Genomic DNA, 22256 nt, shown 5'->3' with positions numbered 1-22256 from the left:
CGCCGATGATAGTGTGGCAGTTTGCCATGCGAAAGTAGGGAATTGCCAAGCTCTTAAATCAAAAACCCAAGCCGAAACGCTTGGGTTTTTTTTTGCCCGCAGTTTTTAAAACCAAGAATGTTGCGGTGAAAAGCCGTAGTCATCTTGATATTGTCATGTACTTTTACAGCGCCGACTTTGGCAGAGATAAAAAACACCGGTTAAAATTTAGGCCATAGCTTTGGCGGTCGCAGCTTATGCACAGATTGAGTTTGTGGGCATTCATGCGGAAACCCGCTGCCTCAGACGCCGCCTAGGCATATTGCGTAAATCTAACTTATTGATTATTCATGCATTAAATTGCTGTATAAAAATGCTACAATTTAACCCAAAGACAGGTTTTATCGCAGCTGAGTAGCGGTATCTATAGCTTGTACACAGAGTTATCCACAGAAATTGTGGAAAAGAACCTAAGTCCGGTTTATTTAAGCTGATTTTAGATTTAATCTGCTTTTGCCAGTTTACTGTGATGCACTGAATAAGAAAAATACACAATCAGCCCAATAACCAACCAGATGACAAAGCGCAGCCAAGTAAGGGCAGGCAAAAACGCCATCAACGCGGTGCATGACAGCATGCCCAAGGCTGGAAATAACGGGCTGAACGGCGAGCGGAACGGGCGCTTCATGTCAGGTTTGGTGATGCGTAGTACCAGTACCCCTAAACATACCAATACGAATGCGGCCAAGGTGCCGATGTTGACCAGTTCGGCCAGATCGCCTAGCGGTATGAAGCCGGCGGCTATCGCCATAATAATGCCGCACAATACTATGACGCGTACCGGCGTCTGGGTTTTGGTGTTCACTTCGCCAAAGAACGGCGATAGCAAACCGTCGCGGGACATTGCGAAGATAATACGGGTCAGCGCGTAATACAATACCAGCATGACAGTGGTAAGTCCCGCAATAACGCCAGTCGAGATCAGTGCCGATGCCCAGTTGTAACCTAGCAAATTCAGGACATGGGCAACAGGAGAGGATACGTTTAATTCGGTGTAGTTGACGACGCCGGTCAGCAGTCCCGATACCAAGATGTAGATGGCGGTGCAAAAGCTAAGCGAGCTGACGATGCCGAAAGGCAGGTCGCGTTGCGGATTGTTAGCTTCATCGCCTGCGGTGGATACCGCATCGAAGCCGACATAGGCAAAAAAGACCAATGATGCCCCAGCCAAAACGCCGGTGGTTTTGCCGTCAGGCAAGGTTTGGAACCAGCCAAACGGCATGAATGGATGCCAGTTTTCTGGGTGGACATTGAATACCGCAACAGCGATAAAGACGGTGATGGTGAGTAGTTTTACAAACACCATCGCGTTGTTGACTTTGGCGCTGTGTTTTACACCCATGATCAGCAGTATCATTAATATCAAAATGATGGCGGATGCAGGCAAGTTAATCAGGCCGCCGAGTTTAGGCGCTTTGGTCAGCATATCTGGCAGCGGGATGCCGATGGCGGTCAACGCGTTGTCAAAATAGCCTGACCAACCGTTGGCGACGGTCGCCACGGCGAGGCTGTATTCCAGCAGTAAATCCCAGCCGATAATAAAGGCGAATATTTCACCGAAAGCAACATAGCTGTAGCCGTAGGCGCTGCCGCAGCCGCCGACCGAAGCGGACAATTCGGCATAAGACAAGGCTGCAAAAGCACAGGCGAGCCCAGCAATCACAAACGATAGCATTATAGCCGGCCCGGATTGGGTGGCGGCCGCGATTCCGGTCAGTACAAAAATACCGGTACCTATAATGGCGCCTATACCGAGAAAAGCCAGATCCCATTTAGACAGACAACGTTTTAGGCCGCTTTCTGTGTCATCGTCTGAAGTAAGGCGCTTGCTGCGAAAAATTTTCATGGACATGGGGAGGTCTCTCGTTATTAGTTAATATGTTGTATTGTTTGGATTATAGGGGTAATAGCGATAATCCTCAAAGTCTGGCGCATAGATTGGAGAATTTAATCCATAAAACAAGTTGTAGTTTTAAGCTTATGAAAAGATAAGTTTTTGCCGACATACATTGGCAATTTTATGAGACATAATGAAATCGTGTAGCTAGCAGTTCAAACCAGCCGGTTTTTTCTAGGGGGCTGTCGGATTTAGAAATCGCAAAAACATATTTATTTTTAACTGTTTTTATTAGCAGGATGTTTTTCTATTATTCAATAAATTACTATTTCTAATGAACTATAATCCGACAGCCTCCTAGGGCAGTTGCTTGGGCGGCAGATTGATGCCTCCGCGTTAAATACGGCGGTTGCAGCACCCCGTCCGGTAAATGCTGACTTGCAAACACTGCTTAACCAGGCATTATCAATCAATCCGACGATCCAAAGAGCACAGGCGCAGGCCAGTGTGCAGGAAGCTGTCATTGCCGAGCGCCGGTCCGATCTTTCACCGGAGGTTTATGTGCGCGCGGAACGGCAATACGGCAACCCGTCCTATAGAGACGCATCGCCGGAAAACCGTCTTTTTATTGGAGTCAGCAGCCATTTTGGCGCCGGTCTTTCCAGTCTATCCAATATTGAAGGGGCTAAGTTGCAACACCGGGCCGCCTTGGAGGAAGTCGAGGCGCAAAATCGCACGGTCAACGAGCAGGTCATTGCCGATCATGCGCTGGCTGTTTCGTCGGAACAGCGCCTGGCGGCACTTAAAGTCTCGCTCAAAGCGGCTGAAAATGTTTCCGAATCCTACGACCGCCAATTTCTCGCCGGCCGCAGAACCTGGCAGGATACGATGAATGCTGTACGGGAACTGGTTCAGATCGAAGTGCAGATAGCAGACACTCAGGCCATCCAAATACTTAGTTCCTGGCGTCTTTCGATTTACACTCAGGGCCTTGCGGCCGTTTCGAAGGGGGCATAGTTGAGTGACGAAGTAGAGGCTGCAACGAATTTGCTACCTTGCCTGGCACGGCTCGCACACTTGCAGCATGAAACCGTAGACCGTCTTGCGTTGCAGGAAGCGGCCGAAGCGGCTGTATCCTCTCAGACGAATAAGCCGCAGAACCGCCTTAAAATCGTCGCCGAACATCTTCAAGTGAGCGCCCCGCGCTGGCTCAATGCGCCGGATGCGGCTATTGTGCCTACGCTGATCTACATACAAAATGGTGAACGGGAGGGCGAGTGGGGCGTGCTCCGCGGCAATAACGCCCAGAGCCAATGGATTAGCGAGTGGTGGGATGCGCAAACCGGCCGATGGTATGAACAAGCCGACGACATGCTGACCGGTCATATCTTTGCTTCGCTCAAATTGAGCAAGCCTTATAGCGCCGGCGCCAGTCCGGTTTACCAACTTATCCGCCAGGAGATTTTTGCCCACAGACGACTCATCTGGGAAGCTATTGTCGGCGGCGTTGTGATCAACATCGTTGCAATGACAACTTCCTTCTACAGCATGCAGATATACGACCGCGTGGTGCCGACCGGTGCATCGCAGACCCTGCTGGTCCTGACTTTGGGCGTACTCGCGGCGATCCTGTTCGAACTGGTTGCCAAACGGGTTCGCACGAATATCTATGATCGCCTGATCGACATGGTAGATCAGCGCTTGGCACGCACTATCTACATGCGTTTCCTGTCGATCAGGCTGGATCAGCTGCCGCAGAGCGTGGGCGGCTTGGCCGGACAGATGCGCGGATACGAGACCGTGCGCGGCTTTTTTACCTCCATGACCACAAACTTCCTGATTGATGCGCCCTTTGCCCTGATCTTCATGCTGCTCATTGCGCTGATCGCCGGCTGGTTGGCGATGATTCCGCTTATATTCTTCATCTTCTCGTGCGCCATCGGCGGCTATTATCAGAAGCGGGTCGAGGCCTTCGCGGACAAAGCCATGGCGGCGAGCAACTTCAAGACCGGGTTGCTGGTCGAAACCGTCGAAGGCGCCGAAACCATCAAGTCCGGCCAAGGCGGTTGGCGCATGCTCTCGCGCTGGATGAAAACCACCAATGACGCGCGCGAACAAGAACTGCAAATGCGTAATATCAGTGAACATTCGCAGCATTTGACTGCCGCCTTTCAGCAGTTTTCCTATATCCTGCTGGTCGCTTTCGGCGCATTGCAGGTCAGCAAGGGCGATCTCAGCATGGGCGGGCTGATAGCCTGTTCCATTTTGTCGGGCCGCGTGCTCGCCCCGGTTGCGATGATACCGAGCCAATTGATGCAATGGGCGCACAGTAAAGCAGCCCTGCAAGGACTGGATCGCCTCTGGGCCCTTCAGGACGACCATCATGGCCATGAACAACCGGTCGTGCTCGAGAACATCCGTGGACACTACAGACTTGAATCGGTCATCGCCAACTATAACGGCAACATGGCATTGACTGTGCCGGGGCTTTCCATCCACCCCGGCGAAAAAGTAGGCGTATTGGGTCCGGTCGGAGCCGGCAAAACCACCTTGCTGCGTCTCTTGTCCGGGATGTATAAACCCCAGGCAGGACGCATCCTGCTTGACGATGTCGATCTGAGCCATATCGCCAAGCCGGTCTTGGCCGAGTACCTGGGATATGTACAGCAGGATGGCCGATTGTTCGCCGGTACATTGCGCGACAACCTCATTCTCGGCCAGCTCGATCCAGGGGATCAGGTCATCCTGGAGGCTGCCCGGCAGACCGGCTTATTGCAGGCCGTCATTAGCCAGCATCCGAAAGGCTTGGAGAAAGAGATTTTCGAGGGCGGCAGCGGCCTGTCGGGCGGACAACGGCAACTGGTCAACCTCACCCGGGTCTTCCTGCGCAAGCCAAGCATCTGGCTGCTGGATGAGCCGACCGCTTCAATGGATCGCAGCCTGGAACTGCAAGTCACCCAGTTGTTCAGGCAATCGCTCAAACCTGGAGATAGCCTGATCCTGGTAACCCACAAAGCGGAAATGCTGGAACTGGTCGACCGCCTCATCGTTGTTGCCAACCACCAGATCGTTATGGACGGCCCCAAAGCGCAAATCTTGCAGCAACTGCAAACCCCTTCGCCGGCATCGGCACTGAGCCAAAGCGCATGAACACCGGAACCCGGCACATCCGGCCAAGCCCTATATCGATGACAATGTTGTTGCTCATCGGACTGATCGTATTCTTGCTCTGGGCCGCATTGTTCGAGATCGATCAGACCGTGCGCGCGCAAGGGCAAGTCATCCCCAGCGCGCGCACCCAGATTATACAGGCGGCCGATGGTGGAGTTTTATCCCATATTCTGATTCATGAAGGCCAACGTGTTGTGGCCGGTGAACGCCTCGCCGTCCTTGAAAGCGACCGTTCCAATGCCGGCTACGAAGAAAGCCGTGCCAAAGTCGCGGCGATTGCCGCAGCATTGGAGCGGGCTCAAGCGGAGGCGGCCGGCCGTGCGCCAAAATTTAAAGAAAAACTCAAAGGCTTTCCTGAGTTCGGCGCGGTTCAGCAAGCTTTATATAAGCAACGCAAGCAAAGCTTGCAGGAAGAATTGGCGACACTGAGAGACAGTCTCGATATGGCGCAGGAAGAACTGCGCATGAACGAATCCCTGCTCAAGACCGGCGACACCAGCCGTTTGGAAGTCATGCGTTCCAAAAGACAAGTCGTCGAATTGCAAGGCAGGATTAACGCGGTGAATAACAAATACCTGCAAGAGGCCCGGCTGGAAATCGCCAAGCTGGAGGAAGAGCTGGCCTCAAGCCGCTACAAGCTTGAAGAACGGCAAAGCGTGCTCGGCCATACCGAACTGACATCGCCCGTAGCCGGAGTCGTCAAATATCTGAAGATCAACACCATAGGCGGCGTGCTGCGCGCTGGGGATGAACTGATGCAGATATCGCCCACGGAAGGCGGCATGGTCATCGAAATTAAAGTCAATCCCGTCGACATCGGCCAACTTAGCCCCAACTTACCGGCGACCATCAAGCTCGATGCGTTCGATTACTCAACCTACGGAACCCTGCAAGGCGTACTCAGCTATGTTAGTGCCGACACACTCACCGAACAGGAGGGCAGCAGCCAAACCATCACCTATTATCGCGGCCAAGTGCAAGTCGATACCGACAAGAGCAAAGCCAACCCCAAACTGGCCAATGTGCCGCTTAAACCCGGGATGACTGCCACGGTGGATATCCGCACCGACAGCCGCTCCGTATTGCAGTACCTCGCTAAGCCGGTGTTTAAGGCTTTTGGCGGGGCGATGAATGAACGTTGAAAATAAAAAAACCAAAGCGCCAATATCTTAAATATTAACTTGAGAGAATCATCATGCCCGGACAAGCCCCCACCATCAGCAGTATCGCCATCACTTCCGCTACCGGCATCCAAAACAATACGCTCAATGCCGAGGACACGGTCAGTATCACCGTAACGATGAGCGAAGCCACTACCGTTACCGGCAGTCCCCGACTGGCGCTCAACATCGGCGGTAATCTGGTTCAGGCCAGCTATGTGTCCGGTTCCGGAGGCACCGAGCTGGTGTTCAGCTACACCGTCCAAGCCGGACAAACCGACGCCAACGGCGTCAGCGTCGTCGCCGACAGCCTCAGCTTCAACGGCGGCAGTCTGAGCGACGCCATCGTCAATCAAGGCGGCAGCACACCCGGCAGCGCTTCACGCATCGAATCCATCGAACGCATCGATCTAAGCGGAAGCGGCGACAACACACTGACGCTGGGTTTGAAGGATGTGCTGGATATGGCAGGATTCAATAACTTTAACAATGCCAATGGCTGGGCTGATGGCACGTATGATCTTGCCGCAGGCGGAGCCAACTTTATTAATCCTGAGCAGCGCCATCAAGTGGTGATAGACGGCAATGCGGGGGATGCGGTCAATTCCAGCGGATGGGGGGCTTCGGTGGGTACGGTGACCAATAACGGCCACACCTACGATGTCTACAATCAGGGTAGTTATGCGCAGTTGTTGATTGATGCCAGTATTACCCAAACTGTGATATGAATCTGCAGGACTAGCCTGTCCGGCATTCCGGGAGCGAGTGTAAATTCGCTCCCGGCGGATTTGCCCTGTCGGGAGAAAGGGCTGTTCATCAGTCAATAAATTCCTTCCCAGGACCATTGTTCTGCGGGCTGGAAGAGATGACACAGTAATTAATACAGCTTTTCGCCCCGCTCCTTACAACGGCGGTAGCGCAACTTTGCAGGCTTTTTGGTGACCTTGGCGGGCGGCAATTTTGTCGGGCGCATGGGTGCGAGTTTTATGAGTGCGCTGGGTCAGCCGGGTTGGGTGGCTGTCGATGAGCTTGGCTATGTGGAGGCGGCTGTTCGTCTGGCTCGGGACTGCGCTGCTTTGCGTAGCGGTCGGCGTTGTTACGGGAGCAGGTGGCTGTTTCGCAGCTGTGCGATATTAATGCCTATGTGGCGCACATGGAAACCCTGTTTTGTCAGATGTGGGCGGCATACTGCGAGAGTGACAGGTCGCGCGTAATTCTGATTGATAAAGTTGAAACCATGATCGGAAATCGGCCGGCATAGTCAATCAACGTTGTTTTATGTCAAAGTAAATATTAATCTTTCTCCGCATTTTAAATCCCATCCAGTAAATCAGCTAAACTATGCTCGAATCGGCCTTGCATGATAATATAGGAACTTTTTTAGATTGGCAGATCTTGAGTAATTAGCTGGGTATTGCCGATCGGGTTGCGGATCTGTCCCTGCCCGGACCAGCAAACATTGCTGGCGCTTGAAAAGAATTATTATTTTTATATGGTTTTTGAGAAATTTATCGCAATGAATATTCGCGCACTACTCGTTTTTACTATCTTGCTGTCCGTCATTGGCGGTCATGCCAATGCTACGACTTATGAAATGCCGGAAAATAGCAATGATAGCGTAATCGTCCAGTATCCTGATGGTATGGCTCTAACCCGCGCAGAGCAGGACGAAACCTTATTGGACGTGGCGCGCCGCTTTCTTTTGGGGCAAACTGAAATAGTCAGGTTAAACCCGGATGTCGATCGTTGGCTGGTTAGAAAAGGCGAGATTGTCCGTTTATCTAATATGCGTATTTTGCCGGATTCGCCGCATAACGGCATTACCTTAAATATTTCCGAATACCGCATGTATTATTACCCGCCGACCAAAAAAGGCGAAAAGCCCCGGCAGGTCATGTCTTATGCGCATGGCGTCGGCAGACAGGATTGGAAGACGCCGTTGGGTAAAACCAAAGTTGCACGGAAAATCATGAATCCTTCTTGGCATCCGCCTGAGTCGATACGGCGCGAACATGCCGCGAACGGCGACCCTTTACCGCTTATTGTTCCGCCGGGACCGCACAATCCTCTGGGGTCGCGGGCGCTGCATCTTGACTTGCCCGGAGAATACCGGATACACGGCACCGATATTGACAAGATTCACGGCATAGGCATGCAGATAACGCATGGTTGCGTTCGGATGTATCCCAAGGATGTCGAGGAGTTATACGATTTGGTTGCAGTCGGGACGCCGGTCTATATTGTCAAACAGCCGATCAAGGTTGGCTGGCTGAACAATGTTCTTTATGTAGAAGCGCATCCTGATCTTGAGGGCGAAGAAACGACGCTGGATCAGCGCTTCGCTACAGCGTTAAGATTGATTCAAAAAGCCAATAATCAGGAAATGCCTGATTATGATCAAAAAGCATTAAATTTGGCGCTTAAGAATCAGAGTGGGGAGCCTACGCCAATCTATGAGCGCTTGCCTCCACTGGGTGAAGCGTCAGCGTCGTCTATGCCGATGCAATCGCCGGTACAGGCTGCGCCAGCACCGAAGCCCCCCGCGCGAAAACCCTCTCCAGATGGTTATTATCACGGCAATTAAGGCTGGCGTCTTGGAAACTGTTTATACCCGTAGGGCCGAGCCCTGCGGGTAAATCTGTTAAACCACTTGATTTTTAACGTATAGTTTTTCCGGTACATTCCTTTGAAAAAAATCCTTATTTCCGACAAATTAGCAGAAGCCGGCATCAATTACCTAAATGATCAATCCGGCATACAAATACATATAGAGACCGGGCTCAATGAGGACCAGCTATGCGGCGTCATCGGCGATTATGATGCACTGTTGATCCGTAGCGATACTCAGGTGACAAAAAAGGTTTTGCAGGCGGCAAAGAACCTGAAGCTGATAGGCCGCGCCGGCATCGGTGTCGATAATGTCGATATTCCCGCAGCAACCGAGCTGGGGATTATTGTAATGAATACGCCGGATGCGAATGCGACAACGACAGCCGAATTGGCGATTGCGCACATGATGTCTCTGAGCCGTCATTTGCCGACCGCAGACCGTTCGGTTCGCGCCGGAAAATGGGAACGCTCCAAGCTGATGGGATCGGAAATCGCCCATAAAACCTTGGCGATACTCGGATTCGGCACCATCGGGCGGATCGTCTCGCAACGCGGTTTGGGCCTGAAAATGCAGGTGATTGCGTATGATCCGTTTGTCGCGCCGGAAATATTCGAAGATTTGGGTGTTGAGTCGGTCAGTCTGGACGAGCTGGTGACCCGAGCGGACTATTTGACTCTGCATTGCCCGTTGATTGAAAAGACCCGCAACGTGGTCGGCAGTGCTCAGCTGGCGGTCATGAAAAAAGAGGCGATGATTATCAACTGCGCCAGAGGCGGCTTGATTGACGAGGCGGCGCTGTATGATGCGTTGAAAAACGGGCGCATAGCCGGTGCGGCGCTGGATGTTTACGAAAACGAACCGCCCGCCAACTCGCCGTTGCTGGAGCTGGATAATATCGTTTTTACCCCGCATTTGGGCGCATCGACTACCGAAGCGCAGGTGGCGGTCAGTGTCGAAATTGCCCGGCAGGCGGTTACATTTTTGAAGACCGGCGAAGCGGTTAATGCGTTAAACCTGCCCAGAGTGTCTGCGGAAGAGTTGAAAAAATCGCACGAATTTATCACGCTGGCCAATATCTTGGGTAAGGTGTTGGTGGGTTTGGCGACCAAGCCGATTGAAAAAATAGAAGTGACGTTAATGGGCCGCGCGGCAGAAGTCGAGGCGCGGCCGGTTTCAGTTTCCGCATTGATCGGCGTGCTAAGCGGGCAATTTTCTACGCCGGTGAACCGGGTTAATGCGGAGAACATCGCCAAGCGCCAAGGCATTGCGCTGGTTGAATCGAAAACCGAAGAAACTGAGGATTATTTGTCGCTGATCAAGGTAACCGGGCATTGCGCGGACCATTCGATTACGCTGGCCGGAACCTTGCTCGGTGGTTGCCATCCCCGTCTGGTTTGCATCGATCAATTCGATATTGAAGTGGTGCCGGTAGGAACTTTATTAGTGACTCAGCATGACGACAAGCCGGGCGTTATATCGGCGATCAGCAGTGTGCTGGGCAATGCCAATATCAATATCTCCAGAATGCAGGTGGGTACCGCGGATGAACAGCAGTTGGCGATGGCGGTTATCAGCGTTTCCGAACCGTTGACAGAAGATTTGTTACAGCAACTCTGTCATATTCCTGCCGTACATAAGGCTATCCAGATTAACTTATGAGTTTCGATGTCATCTGTTTTGACTGCGACAGTACCTTAAGCAAAATAGAAGGTATCGACGAACTTGCCGGACGCGTCGGCTTGGGCGAGGAAATGTCCCGGCTGACCGATGCGGCGATGAATGGCGAGGTGCTGCTCGAAGCGGTTTACGAACAGCGTTTGTCGCTGATCAGGCCGGATCGGGACAGCATCGACTGGCTGGCTGATTTGTATATTGAGCAGATAGTCGATGGCGTTAAAGAGGTGTTTGAAACTTTAACCGCGCCGGGCAGAGAAGTGCATATTGTCAGCGGCGGAATCCGTCAGGCAATTTTGCCGCTGGCGAGATATTTGAGTTTGCCTGAAACCCAGGTTCACGCAGTCGATATTTATTTCAATGAAGACGGCAGTTACCGCGATTATGACCGGGATTCGCCGTTGGCCAGATCGGGCGGAAAAGCCGAGATTTGCAAGCGCTTGCTTAAAGCGCAAGGTTCGTTGGTTATGGTAGGCGACGGCAAGACCGACATGGAAGCCAGGCAGGCCGGAGCCGTTGTGATCGGTTTCGGCGGCGTGGCCGACCGGCCGGTGGTTCGAGAGCAGGCCGATTTTTACAGCGCCGAACCGAGCTTGGTTTCGATATTGTCGTATATTTTATAAGCTTGGTAATTGATGATTAGACGGATTTAAGCGGATAAAACAAGATAAGGGGCGAAAGACAAAGAGTGCAAAAACCTTTCGCCCTTTGTCTTTCGCCTTGCGCCTTTAATCTATTTTTCAAATTGCTAAGTAATTAATTTAACTGTACTTTAGAGAGGGGTAATGGCAGGGCATAGTAAATGGGCTAATATCAAGCATCGCAAGGCAGGGCAGGATGCTAAGCGTGGAAAAATCTTCACTAAATTGCTCAGGGAAATTACCGTAGCGGTAAAAACCAGCGGGCCGGATGCAGCCAGCAATCCATCTTTGCGCACTGCCGTGGATAAGGCTTTGGGTGCGAATATGCGCCGCGATACTATTGATACTGCGATCAAAAAAGCGTCCGGCGCGCTGGAAGGCGTTAATTACGAAGTCGTCCGGTATGAGGGCTACGGCCCCGGCGGTACGGCGGTTATGGTCGATTGCCTGACCGATAACCGCAATCGTACCGTCGGCGAAGTGCGCCATGCTTTTTCCAAAGCAGGCGGCAACTTGGGTACGGACGGTTCTGTAGCCTATATGTTCAGCAAGATCGGCATTCTCAGCTACGCCCCTTCCGTCGATGAAGATGCTTTGATGGAGGCCGCTTTGGAAGCCGGAGCGGAAGACGTCATCGTCAATGATGACGGTTCGGTTGATGTGATGACTACGCCGGAAAGTTATCTGGAAGTAAAGGATGCTTTGGTTGCCGCAGGTTTTGAGCCGGATAATGCCGAAGTCACGATGCAGGCGGCAACGACGGCCGAGCTGGATGCCAATGACGCGGAAAAAATGATGCGACTGATAGACCGTTTGGAGGATCTGGACGATGTTCAGAATGTTTATTCCAATGCGGACATCAGCGATGAAATTATGGACGGACTGGATTGATAGTTTACGGTAGCGAATGCGAATTTTAGGGATAGATCCCGGCTCGAGAATAACCGGTTACGGGATTATAGAAGACTCGCCGCGCGGTTATAAATACATAGCCAGCGGCAGTATTCATATCAAAGCCGACTATTTTCCCGATCGGCTCAAACAAATCTTTGACGGCATTGTGGAAGTCGTTGAACGCTACCAGCCGGAGCAAATGGCTATAGAGCAAGTGTTTATGCATAAAAATGCCGACTCCGCGCTTAAGTTGGGCCAGGCCAGGGGGGCGGCAATTTGCGCGGTACAGGCCACCGGTTTGCCGGTATTCGAATATGCGGCCCGGCAAGTCAAGCAGGCTATCGTGGGTAAGGGGAGCGCCGAGAAAATTCAGGTTCAGCATATGGTGAAAATTCTGTTAAATATTCAAGGCGAGTTACAAATCGATGCGGGCGACGCGCTGGGCATCAGTATTTGTCATGCCCATTATCAGCAAACTGCACAGCGTTTGCAGCAAGGCTTGTTGCGGTGATCGGGTTTCTGCGCGGCAAGCTGGCGTTTAAGGCGCCGCCGGCGTTAATGCTGGATGTGAACGGCGTCGGCTATGAAGTCGAAGCGCCGATGACGACGTTTTATAATCTGCCCGCTATCGGTTCCGAGATAACGCTGCATACCCATCTGGTGGTTCGGGAAGATGCGCATATTTTGTTCGGGTTTTCGACTGAAGCGGACCGGTCGATGTTCAGAACCCTGATCAAGGTCAATGGCGTCGGCCCCAAGTTGGCGTTGACGATTTTATCGGGGCAGAGCGCCGAAGAGTTTCATCGGTGTATTCATAATAATGACACTCAAGCTTTGGTACGCTTGCCGGGAGTCGGTAAAAAAACCGCCGAACGGCTGATTATTGAAATGCGGGACAGATTGCCGGGTCTAAGTGATTCAGGCGGTTCCATCGATTCAGCAGTGATCAGTGACAGAGCCCGGCCGGTCAATAACCCAAAGCAGGAAGCTATCAGCGCCTTGTGTTCGCTGGGTTATAAGCCGCTGGATGCCGGTAAAATGGTGCAAAATATCAGCAGTGCAGGCAAAAGTTGTGAAGACATTATCAGACTGGCGTTACAAGGCGCGGTAAGATGATTGAAAGCGACCGCATGGTGACAGCTCACAGTCATTCGGATGAAGAGCGCCAGGATCGGGCTATCCGCCCCAAGCGCCTTGCCGATTATGTCGGCCAGAAAGAGTTGCGAGAGCAAATGGAGATTTTTATTCAGGCGGCGACGGCGCGGCAGGAAGCGTTGGATCACGTGTTGATTTTCGGACCTCCCGGCTTGGGCAAGACGACGCTGGCTAATATCATAGCCGCTGAAATGTGTGTTAAAATTCGCCAAACATCGGGGCCTGTACTCGATAAAGCGGGTGACCTTGCGGCATTGCTGACCAATCTTGAAGCCCATGATGTGTTGTTCATCGATGAAATACATCGCTTGAGCCCTGCGGTTGAAGAGATTTTATATCCGGCCATGGAGGATTATCAGCTCGACCTGATGATCGGCGAAGGCCCGGCGGCACGTTCCATCAAGCTCGATTTGCCCCCGTTTACGCTGGTTGGCGCAACGACCCGCGCCGGATTACTGACATCGCCGTTGCGCGATCGCTTCGGCATTGTTCAGAGATTGGAGTTTTACACGATTGACGAGCTGGCCAATATTGTGGCGCGTTCAGCCAAGGTGTTGGGTATTGCGATGGAACAACGAGGCGCTTATGAAATAGCCCGGCGTTCTCGCGGTACGCCCCGGATTGCGAACCGATTGTTGCGCCGCGTGCGGGATTATGCCGAAGTAAAAGGCAACGGCACGATCACCGAGGAGCTGTCTTTTCAGGCTCTGGAAATGTTGAAAGTGGATAGTAACGGTTTTGATTCATTAGACCGCAAGCTGCTGATGGCGATGATTGAAGGTTTTGCCGGCGGGCCGGTAGGATTGGATACGCTGGCCGCTGCGATCAGTGAAGAACGTGGCACCATTGAAGATGTCGTGGAGCCGTATTTGCTGCAACAGGGATTTATTATGCGGACCCCCCGAGGTCGCGTGGTTACCCAAAATGCCTATTTGCATTTTGGTTTGCAGCCCCCAAAACACCTGGGCATGACTGAGGACTTGTTTGAATAGTAGTCAGGCGCAAGGTGTTCTGAGCGGAAAATTTAGCTGGCCGGTACGCGTTTATTACGAAGATACCGACGCCGGCGGCGTGGTGTTTTACGCCAACTACCTGAAGTTTTTTGAGCGGGCAAGGACCGAAATGCTTAGGGCAATCGGTTATGAGCAGGATCAGCTAATCGCTGTCGAAGGCATTATTTTTGTCGTGCGTTCGGTGCAGGTCGATTATTTGAGTCCCGCCCGGTTTAATGAACAACTGCAAGTGAGTGCGAAAGTGAGTCTTGCTAAAAAAGCCAGCCTGACTTTCGAGCAAGTTATTTCACGAGGTGACGATGTTTTATGCAGGGGCAGTGTTCGAATTGCCTGTTTGGATGCACAAACCATGCGTCCTAAAGCGATTCCTGAAACCTTATTTAGATCAATTTTAGAGCACACAAGAAATGAACACTGATTTATCGATTTTCCATTTAATTAAAGAAGCCAGCTTTGTTGTTCAATTCGTAATGCTGATATTGCTGACGGCATCGGTGTCATCGTGGACCTTTATTTTCACCAAGCGCAAAGAGCTTAATCGTGCGGTTGAAATCACCGACGAATTTGAAGAGCAGTTTTGGTCCGGCGTGGTGTTGGCCGATCTATACAGAAAGCTGGCAGCTAAGGACTTCGAACCGGAAGGCATCGAGAAAATATTCCTGGCCGGCTACAAAGAATTCTCCCGGATGCGTCAAGCTGGCAACGTAGAGCCCGGCGTGCAGGTGGAAAGCGCGCAACGGGTCATGCGTATCGAATTGTCGCGCGAATTGGAACGGCTGGATGAGCATTTGGCATTTCTTGCCACGGTCGGCTCGATCAGTCCTTACATCGGTTTGTTCGGTACGGTATGGGGGATCATGAATTCCTTCATGTCGCTGGGAAATGTCAAGCAGGCGACTTTGGCGCAAGTCGCTCCGGGTATTGCCGAAGCGTTGATTGCAACAGCCATCGGCCTGTTTGCCGCGATTCCGGCCGTTATTTCTTATAACCGTTTTTCGACTCGGTTGGATAGATTGACCGGGCGGTATGAGCTGTTTGTTGAAGAGTTCGTCGTGTTATTGCAAAGACAGGCGCATCAAAAATGAGCGCGCCGCAAATGGGTAGAAAAAATGGGCGCAGGAAGCCTATGGCGGAAATCAATGTCGTTCCTTACATTGACGTAACTTTAGTGTTGTTGATTATTTTCATGATAACAACGCCGATGCTGCAAACCGGTGTTCAAGTCGAACTTCCGCAAGCCGAGTCCGCAACCGTGGAATCGGAAGGCGATAATTTACCGGTTGTTGTGTCAATTAATGAACAAAGCCAATATTTTATTACTATTGATGACAAGGAACCTGAGCTGGTGCAGCCTGAAGAGGTGGAAGGCCGGGTGATGGCAGTGTTAAGCCAGAAACCGAAAACCCAGGTTCTAATCGGGGCTTACAAGGGGATTGATTATGGCGTTGTGGTTACACTGATGGCGGGATTAAAAAATGCCGGAGTGTCCAGTGTGGGTTTAATGACCAAGTCGGGCGAACAATAGATTTCGATGGATAGCAAAAAGAGATTTTCATGGCCGTTCATTTTGGCCTTGGCGTTACATCTGACGATCTTAGGCTTGTTTGCGTTAAGCGCCCTGTTCAAGCCCGATAAGCCGGAGTCGAACGCCGCGCCGGAAATTATTCATGCGGAAATTATCGATGACTCCAAGGTTGCCGCCGCAGAGCCGGTCAAGCAGGATAAAAGTCCCGTCGAAGAGAAAGTGAAGCCGGAAGTCAATCAAGCGGCTGAGCAGGCAGCGCAGCAAGCTGAAGTTGCGGCACAGGCCGAAGTAGAGAAGGTTGAAGCAGCGAAAGCCGAAGCGGCCAAGGCGAAAGCCGAGGCGGCTTCACAGGCCAAAGCTCAAGCGGAGAAAGCTGAAGCAGTCAAGGCAAAAGCCGAAGCGGCTGCGCAAGCCAAGGCCGAAGCGGAAAAGGCGGAAGCCGCCAAAGCCAAAGCAGCGTCAGAAAAAGCGAAAGCCGAAGCCGTCACTCAAGCCAAGGCCGAAGCGGAAAAGGCGGAGGCCGCCAAAGCCAAAGCAGCGTCAGAAAAAGCGAAAGCCGAAGCCGTCGCTCAAGCCAAGGCCGAAGCGGAAAAGGCGGAAGCCGCCAAAGCCAAAGCAGCGTCAGAAAAAGCAAAAACCGAAGCCGCCACTCAAGCCAAGGCCGAAGCGGAAAAGACGGAAGCCGCCAAAGCCAAAGCAGCGTCAGAAAAAGCAAAAACCGAAGCCGCCGCTCAAGCCAAGGCCGAAGCGGAAAAGGCGGAAGCCGCCAAAGCCAAAGCCGCGTCAGAAAAAGCCAAAGCCGAAGCCGCCGCTCAAGCCAAGGCTGAAGCGGAAAAGGCGGAAGCCGCCAAAGCCAAAGCAGCAGCAGAAAAAGCCAAAGCCGAAGCCGCCGCTCAAGCCAAGGCCGAAGCGGAAAAGGCGGAAGCCGCCAAAGCCAAAGCAGCGGCGGAAAAAGCGAAAGCCGAAGCCGCCGCTCAAGCCAAGGCTGAAGCGGAAAAGGCGGAAGCCGCCAAAGCCAAAGCAGCAGCAGAAAAAGCAAAAGCCGAAGCCGCCGCTCAAGCCAAGGCCGAAGCGGAAAAGGCGGAAGCCGCCAAAGCCAAAGCGGCGGCCGAAAAAGCGAAAGCCGAAGCCGCTGCCGCACAAGCCAAAGCAGAAGCGGAAAGAGCCGAAGCGGCAAGGATGGAAGCGGAACAGGCCAGAATGGATGCAGAGCAAGACCAACTAGCGATAAAAACAGCCGCCGCAGCGATACGGCAAAAAGTAGCCCGGAGCTGGATTCGACCCGTTTCCTCTACGGAGGGTTTAAAGTGTACAATTCAGGTTACGCTGATGTCCGATGGCACAGTGGTAGACGCGAAGGTTGTTACTTCCAGCGGGGACGAGATTTTTGACCGATCGGCAGAAACCGCCGTTCACAGAGCATCGCCGCTTCCGGTACCCAAAGATAAAGAATTGGCGGCCAAAGAATTTAAGTCATTTAAGTTTTTGTTTGATCCAGATCGTTCCAGATAATCGGCGACAGTGCGATCATCACAAAGATGGGCGCCGCGATTATTTATGGTCTTTTTTCAGTTAAGTTACTGAGGTAAACAAGTGAGTTTTTTTAGAAAAATTTTGTTGATTAGTCTGGTCAGTTTCTATGCGCCCAGTAGCTACGCAGAGATGACGATCGAGATTACTGAGGGTATTGAGAGCGCATTGCCTATTTCAGTGGTTCCTTTCGCTATGCAAGGAGCGTCGGGCGTTCCGGTTGACGTCAGTTTTGTTGTTGATGCGGATTTAGGGCGTAGCGGTTATTTTAAAACGCTGGACAAACAAAGTATGCCGGCCAGACCCAGTACTGCCGAGGCGATTCAATTTAAGGATTGGCAGGCTTTAGGGCAGAATTATATGGTTATCGGTCAGGTGATCGAAGATCACGGTCAATACAATGTCCAATTTCAGTTGTTTGACGTCTATAAGGGGCAACAAATAATGGGGTACCGAATGGCGTCCTCAGCGGGAGAGTTGCGAAGAACCGCTCACCATATCAGCGATCTTATTTTTGAAAAATTAACCGGTAAAAAAGGTGTTTTCAGTGGACGTATTGCCTACATTACCAGCAGCAGGCAAGGCAGGCAAAGTAACCATAAACTGCAAATCTCAGATGCGGACGGATTTAATGCACAAACCATAGCCTCATCTGTAGAGCCGTTGATGTCTCCGGCGTGGTCGCCTGACGGCAGAAAAATAGCCTACGTGTCCTTCGAGAAAAAATCAGCCGCAATTTATATTCAGACTTTGGCTACCGGCGAGCGAGTCAGAGTTGCGGAATTCCCCGGTATCAACGGCGCGCCTTCATGGTCGCCCGATGGTGGGAAATTGGCTTTGACGTTATCCAAAGACGGCAGTCCTGATATTTACATCTTAAATTTGGTGGCGCGCTCTTTAACTAAATTGACTAACAATTCCGCAATTGATACCGAGCCCACCTGGTCTCCTGACGGAAGCAGCATTGTTTTTACCTCGGATCGAGGCGGAAAGCCGCAGCTGTATATTGTGTCGAGCCAAGGCGGGGACGAAAAAAGGCTGACATTTTCAGGAAATTATAACGCCAGAGCCAGTTTCTCGCCGGACGGCAGAAGTATAGCGATGGTGCATGGGAATGGCAGCGATTACCGTATTGCCGTGATGGACATGGCGACCAAGGCGGTTAATGTAATAACTGACGGACGGTCGGATGAATCCCCTAGTTTTGCGCCGAATGGCAGTATGATTTTATATGCTTCGCGAAAAGGCAATGCGGGTTACTTATCGGCCGTATCATTGGATGGTAAAATGCAGCAGAAGCTGGTATTCGATAGCAATGAAATTCGCGAGCCGGCATGGTCACCTTAGTCGGCTGGGCGCACACGGTTTTTTTGTAAAATTAAATTAATAGATTACTTTTTTGGGAATTAAAAATGAAATTGAATAAAACAGTATTGGCATTGGCAATAAGTGCGGTAATCCTGACGGCTTGTAGCGAGGATGAAAAAGACGCTAGCCTGATCGACGGTACTCAAAATGCGGCCAGCGGCATCAACGATGCTTCAACCCGCGGATTAAATAATGGTTCGGGGTTATCCGGGTCGGAAATGAATGCTTCGGGAATGTATCCGAATGCCGGCATAGGCCCTGAATTCAGCGATCCTAACAACCCGCTGTCAAAAAGCACTATCTATTTTATGCTGGATAGCAGCCAAGTTCAGAACGACTTCGTACCGGTTATTGCAGCGCACGCACAATATCTGGTCGCGCATCCCGGTCAACGCATTGTGATGGAAGGTCACGGCGACGAGCGTGGTTCGCGCGAGTACAATATCGCTCTGGGAGAGCAGCGCGCAAAATCGGTAGCCAGCATGATGAAAGTCCAAGGCGTTGCTGATGGGCAGTTGGAAATCGTCAGTTACGGCGAAGAAAAGCCCGCGGCATTTGGACACGACGAAGCAGCCTGGGAGCTTAATCGTCGCGTTGAATTGGTATATCAAGGCAAATAAATGAAAGCTCGTCTTATCATGCCGTTGCTGCTTGTTTGCAGAGCTGTCAGTGCCGAACCTTCAGAGCTCCCGTCAGTTGTCGATAACTCAATGTACCCAGAGGTCGAGGTCGGTGCTGCTGTAAAGCCTTCGTCGGCTAACAATGCACTGTATGAAATGATGAAGCAGCTGGAGCAATTGCAAGTCGAAGTGAGGCAGCTTACAGGCAAGGTGGAGGAGCAAGCTTATCTTATTGCCGAGATGAAAAAGTCTCAAGGTACGATGTATTCAGACTTTGATGGGCGAATGCAGAGCCTTGAGAAAAAAGCGGAGGGCGTCAAACCTGCGGCTGCTGAAAATCCCCAAGCACAGGAAGGTTCGGTTGTATCTGACGCCAAGACGGCGGAGCCTCCAGTTGAGGCGGTTCCAGACGCCAAACAGCAGGCTCCCGCGCCAAAACAGGATGTTGTGAAGGCCGCAGGAGATGAGAAGCAGCAATATCAACAAGCGTATGAAGCGCTCAGGAACGGGCATACTGCCCAGGCTATTGCCGAATTTAATGCTTTGTTGGGTAAAAATCCGAAAGGTGAATATGCGAATAACGCCCAATATTGGCTAGGCGAGGCCTATAGGGTTAACCAGGACATTGAGTCGGCACGTAAAGCCTTTAACAGCGTGATTGAAAATTATCCGGGCAGTTCAAAAGTGCCTGATGCTTTGCTGAAACTGGGCTACATCGAGGTTGAGCAGAAAAATGCAGCAAAGGCGCGAGAATATTTAACACGCGTTACCACGGACTTTCCTGGCTCGACAGCGGCCCGTTTGGCGGCAAAAAAAATACTTTTGCTTGATGATATTAAATAAATCGCAGTTGTGACTTTATTACGCATAACTGAGATTTTTTACTCGTTACAGGGTGAGTCGAATACCGTGGGTCTGCCCACGGTGTTTATTCGGCTCACCGGCTGTCCACTAAGATGTGTTTATTGCGATACGGCCTATGCTTTTACCGGCGGTAAAAAAATAGGGATTGATGCCGTTATGGCAGAGGTTAAGCAGTACGACACTAAATATATCACCGTAACCGGTGGAGAACCTTTGGCGCAGCAGGGCTGTATCGAGTTAATGACCAAACTCCTCGATAAAGGCTATGTCGTTTCGCTTGAAACCAGCGGTGCGCTCGATGTGTCTGAAGTCGATCCACGCGTTGTTAAAGTGATGGATCTTAAAACACCCAGTTCGGGCGAATTAAGCAGAAACCGCTATCAAAATATCGAACACCTGACCGCAAAAGATCAGGTCAAGTTTGTTATCGGTAATGATAAGGACTACGACTGGTCTAAAGGCATTTTAGCCGAATATGCGTTGTCTGATCGTTGTGACATATTGTTTTCACCGATGATGGGGCGGCAAAACCCGACCGAGCTTGCCGAAAAGATTCTTAAGGACAGATTACCTGTTCGATTCCAACTTCAACTCCATAAAATACTTTGGGATGATGCCCAAGGTAAGTAAACCGATATGCAAAAAAAAGCCATAGTCCTTCTCTCCGGGGGATTGGATTCAATTACCGTACTTGCCCTTGCGAAAAAACAGGGATTTAAATGTTACGCCTTAAGCTTTGATTACGGTCAGCGGCATAATGCCGAGCTTATAGCCGCTACGCAGATAGCGGCGGATTATCAAGTCGAAGATCATAAAATCATCAAGCTGGGCTTAAGTTCGATTGGCGGGTCCGCACTGACCGATGAGCATATTGCGGTACCCAACGCCCCACAGGAAGGCATACCGGTCACCTATGTGCCGGCAAGGAACACGATTTTTCTGTCCTTCGCTTTAGGTTGGGCGGAAGTTTTAAAGTTAACTGACATCTTTATCGGTGTTAATGCCGTAGATTATTCCGGCTATCCGGATTGCAGGCCTGAATTTATCAAGGCATTTCAGCAATTAGCAAATCTGGCTACTAAGGCGGGTGTAGAAGGCGAGCATTTCACCATACATACCCCGCTGATCGCGCTCAGCAAGGCGGAAATTATTAAGCAAGGCGTTGAATTAGGCGTTGATTATCGCCGCACCGTCTCCTGTTATTCCGCTGATGAGCAGGGACGCGCATGTCGAGTATGTGATGCTTGTCGTTTGAGGGCGGCCGGATTTATGGATGCGGAAATAAAAGATCCAACGCAATACCAATCAAATTAAAAAAAAGTTGACGTTATTAAATTAGTCATTATAATAGGCAGTCTTTGTTGGGTCGTTAGCTCAGCCGGTAGAGCACCGCACTTTTAATGCGATGGTCGCGCGTTCGAATCGCGCACGACCCACCACAAAGACTATAAATAACCAGCACTTAGCTGGTTTTTTTATACCTAAAATTTCGTTACGCGAGATTTACGCGACTTAGCGTAATGGCTCGTTATGCCGCGTCCTGCTTTGGCCGATTCCGAATTGCACATTGACGCAATTGCATCAAGGCATAGAGCCAAATATGGGGCAAGGTTAAATAATAGAGAATGCCTACTTTGTAGACAGCCATTCCCGCATAACGAATCACATCGAATGTCTCTGCCGATACAGAGAACTAGCGGTTATGTAGTTGATACAACCAACTGTGTACGAAGCGAAAGACTAAAAAACAGACAGCCACTATACTGTAATTCAGCAACGTGCTGTAAATTAGAAAGCTTTGAATTGCGGCGACTGACGCTGATTCTTGGATTACGTTTGCAGCTTTTTTATCGCTAATAAAATACCTAGTTACTTTCACTGTCTGTTTGACGGACGTTTTGTTGCTGCGCCGTTTTCATCAATCGCCATGCTTTGTAGCCAACAATCCCCAATGGAATCAACAGAACGGCAAAAAATACGGAAAAGACCAGCGTGCCAACGATAGCGCCGGCAATCATCGCCGGAATAGCCATGATTTTAGAAAGACCGGAACCCGAACTGTAATGGTCAACTAAAACAGGACACTTTCTTAAGCAGTCTTCTTGTAAAATTCCCGCTCAAATTCCAGCGGGGATTGGTAGCTTAATTTTGAGT

The 22256-nt window shown here is 51.0% G+C and carries 22 protein-coding genes, 1 tRNA gene and 1 pseudogene; 21 read left to right on the top strand and 3 right to left on the bottom strand.

The window, feature by feature from the left end:
- Positions 1 to 481 precede the first annotated feature (481 nt).
- A complete protein-coding gene (locus B0F88_RS18680; RefSeq protein ID WP_104425454.1) occupies positions 482 to 1891 on the bottom strand; it encodes an amino acid permease in 1410 nt (469 codons plus the stop codon).
- Positions 1892 to 2314: 423 nt separating this feature from the next.
- On the opposite strand from B0F88_RS18680, the gene B0F88_RS18675 reads away from it, so the two are divergent.
- The 21 genes from B0F88_RS18675 (at position 2315) to B0F88_RS18575 (ending at position 21541) form a co-directional block, all read left to right on the top strand.
- Positions 2315 to 2893: a TolC family protein gene (locus B0F88_RS18675; protein WP_181049959.1), complete on the top strand. Its 579-nt coding sequence runs from the start codon at positions 2315 to 2317 to the stop codon at positions 2891 to 2893.
- Positions 2894 to 5026, top strand: a complete 2133-nt coding sequence (locus tag B0F88_RS18670; RefSeq protein WP_104425452.1) for an ATP-binding cassette domain-containing protein — start codon at positions 2894 to 2896, stop codon at positions 5024 to 5026. It abuts the gene before it with no gap.
- Positions 5023 to 6189 carry an HlyD family efflux transporter periplasmic adaptor subunit gene (locus B0F88_RS18665; protein WP_104425451.1) on the top strand — a complete coding sequence of 389 codons (1167 nt, stop codon included), beginning with the start codon at positions 5023 to 5025 and terminating at the stop codon, positions 6187 to 6189. The genes B0F88_RS18670 and B0F88_RS18665 overlap by 4 nt, the downstream gene beginning before the upstream one ends.
- A gap of 53 nt (positions 6190 to 6242) precedes the next feature.
- On the top strand, positions 6243 to 6935 hold the full coding sequence (locus B0F88_RS18660) for a hypothetical protein (RefSeq protein ID WP_104425450.1): 693 nt from the start codon (positions 6243 to 6245) through the stop codon (positions 6933 to 6935).
- 788 nt (positions 6936 to 7723) lie between these two features.
- Positions 7724 to 8791: a L,D-transpeptidase family protein gene (locus B0F88_RS18655; RefSeq protein ID WP_104425457.1), complete on the top strand. Its 1068-nt coding sequence runs from the start codon at positions 7724 to 7726 to the stop codon at positions 8789 to 8791.
- A 102-nt stretch (positions 8792 to 8893) separates the two neighbouring features.
- A complete protein-coding gene (serA, locus tag B0F88_RS18650; protein WP_104425449.1) occupies positions 8894 to 10477 on the top strand; it encodes a phosphoglycerate dehydrogenase in 1584 nt (527 codons plus the stop codon).
- Positions 10474 to 11115 carry an HAD-IB family phosphatase gene (locus tag B0F88_RS18645; RefSeq protein WP_104425448.1) on the top strand — a complete coding sequence of 214 codons (642 nt, stop codon included), beginning with the start codon at positions 10474 to 10476 and terminating at the stop codon, positions 11113 to 11115. Before serA ends, B0F88_RS18645 begins: the two co-directional genes overlap by 4 nt.
- Before the next feature lie 162 nt (positions 11116 to 11277).
- Positions 11278 to 12024 (top strand): YebC/PmpR family DNA-binding transcriptional regulator, encoded by a 747-nt coding sequence (locus B0F88_RS18640; protein WP_104425447.1) that lies wholly within the window; start codon positions 11278 to 11280, stop codon positions 12022 to 12024.
- Positions 12025 to 12040: 16 nt separating this feature from the next.
- Entirely contained in the window at positions 12041 to 12538 is a 498-nt protein-coding gene (ruvC, locus tag B0F88_RS18635; protein WP_104425446.1) for a crossover junction endodeoxyribonuclease RuvC, read from the top strand.
- On the top strand, positions 12535 to 13143 hold the full coding sequence (ruvA, locus tag B0F88_RS18630; RefSeq protein WP_104425445.1) for a Holliday junction branch migration protein RuvA: 609 nt from the start codon (positions 12535 to 12537) through the stop codon (positions 13141 to 13143). Before ruvC ends, ruvA begins: the two co-directional genes overlap by 4 nt.
- Positions 13143 to 14174, top strand: coding sequence for a Holliday junction branch migration DNA helicase RuvB (ruvB, locus tag B0F88_RS18625; RefSeq protein ID WP_219820926.1), 1032 nt, complete (start codon positions 13143 to 13145; stop codon positions 14172 to 14174). The genes ruvA and ruvB overlap by 1 nt, the downstream gene beginning before the upstream one ends.
- Entirely contained in the window at positions 14167 to 14613 is a 447-nt protein-coding gene (gene ybgC, locus B0F88_RS18620) for a tol-pal system-associated acyl-CoA thioesterase (RefSeq protein ID WP_258076738.1), read from the top strand. Before ruvB ends, ybgC begins: the two co-directional genes overlap by 8 nt.
- The gene (gene tolQ / locus B0F88_RS18615) at positions 14603 to 15280 is read left to right on the top strand and encodes a protein TolQ (protein WP_104425443.1); all 678 of its coding nucleotides are present in this window, start codon (positions 14603 to 14605) and stop codon (positions 15278 to 15280) included. The genes ybgC and tolQ overlap by 11 nt, the downstream gene beginning before the upstream one ends.
- On the top strand, positions 15277 to 15720 hold the full coding sequence (tolR, locus tag B0F88_RS18610; protein WP_445641284.1) for a protein TolR: 444 nt from the start codon (positions 15277 to 15279) through the stop codon (positions 15718 to 15720). The genes tolQ and tolR overlap by 4 nt, the downstream gene beginning before the upstream one ends.
- 6 nt (positions 15721 to 15726) lie before the next feature.
- On the top strand, positions 15727 to 17232 hold the full coding sequence (gene tolA / locus B0F88_RS18605; RefSeq protein ID WP_104425442.1) for a cell envelope integrity protein TolA: 1506 nt from the start codon (positions 15727 to 15729) through the stop codon (positions 17230 to 17232).
- Positions 17233 to 17313: 81 nt separating this feature from the next.
- Positions 17314 to 18597 (top strand): Tol-Pal system beta propeller repeat protein TolB, encoded by a 1284-nt coding sequence (tolB, locus tag B0F88_RS18600; protein WP_104425441.1) that lies wholly within the window; start codon positions 17314 to 17316, stop codon positions 18595 to 18597.
- Positions 18598 to 18662: 65 nt separating this feature from the next.
- Positions 18663 to 19238, top strand: a complete 576-nt coding sequence (pal, locus tag B0F88_RS18595) for a peptidoglycan-associated lipoprotein Pal (protein ID WP_104425440.1) — start codon at positions 18663 to 18665, stop codon at positions 19236 to 19238.
- Positions 19239 to 19256: 18 nt separating this feature from the next.
- The gene (gene ybgF, locus B0F88_RS18590; RefSeq protein WP_258076737.1) at positions 19257 to 20081 is read left to right on the top strand and encodes a tol-pal system protein YbgF; all 825 of its coding nucleotides are present in this window, start codon (positions 19257 to 19259) and stop codon (positions 20079 to 20081) included.
- Between the two features lie 9 nt (positions 20082 to 20090).
- A complete protein-coding gene (queE, locus tag B0F88_RS18585) occupies positions 20091 to 20732 on the top strand; it encodes a 7-carboxy-7-deazaguanine synthase QueE (RefSeq protein ID WP_104425438.1) in 642 nt (213 codons plus the stop codon).
- 6 nt (positions 20733 to 20738) lie between these two features.
- Positions 20739 to 21416: a 7-cyano-7-deazaguanine synthase QueC gene (queC, locus tag B0F88_RS18580; protein ID WP_104425437.1), complete on the top strand. Its 678-nt coding sequence runs from the start codon at positions 20739 to 20741 to the stop codon at positions 21414 to 21416.
- Positions 21417 to 21465: 49 nt separating this feature from the next.
- Positions 21466 to 21541: transfer RNA gene (locus tag B0F88_RS18575), tRNA-Lys, on the top strand.
- An 89-nt stretch (positions 21542 to 21630) separates the two neighbouring features.
- On the opposite strand, the pseudogene B0F88_RS19975 reads toward B0F88_RS18575, so the two are convergent.
- Positions 21631 to 21981 (bottom strand): annotated as a pseudogene (locus tag B0F88_RS19975) (DUF6868 family protein).
- Positions 21968 to 22135 carry a hypothetical protein gene (locus B0F88_RS18565; RefSeq protein ID WP_181049958.1) on the bottom strand — a complete coding sequence of 56 codons (168 nt, stop codon included), beginning with the start codon at positions 22133 to 22135 and terminating at the stop codon, positions 21968 to 21970. Before B0F88_RS18565 ends, B0F88_RS19975 begins: the two are co-directional and overlap by 14 nt.
- Between the last annotated feature and the right edge of the window lie 121 nt (positions 22136 to 22256).

Source organism: Methylobacter tundripaludum (assembly GCF_002934365.1).
Lineage (GTDB): Bacteria > Pseudomonadota > Gammaproteobacteria > Methylococcales > Methylomonadaceae > Methylobacter_A > Methylobacter_A tundripaludum_A.
Note: the sequence above shows the minus strand (reverse complement) of the source record. Positions and strands in the feature narration are given on the sequence as shown.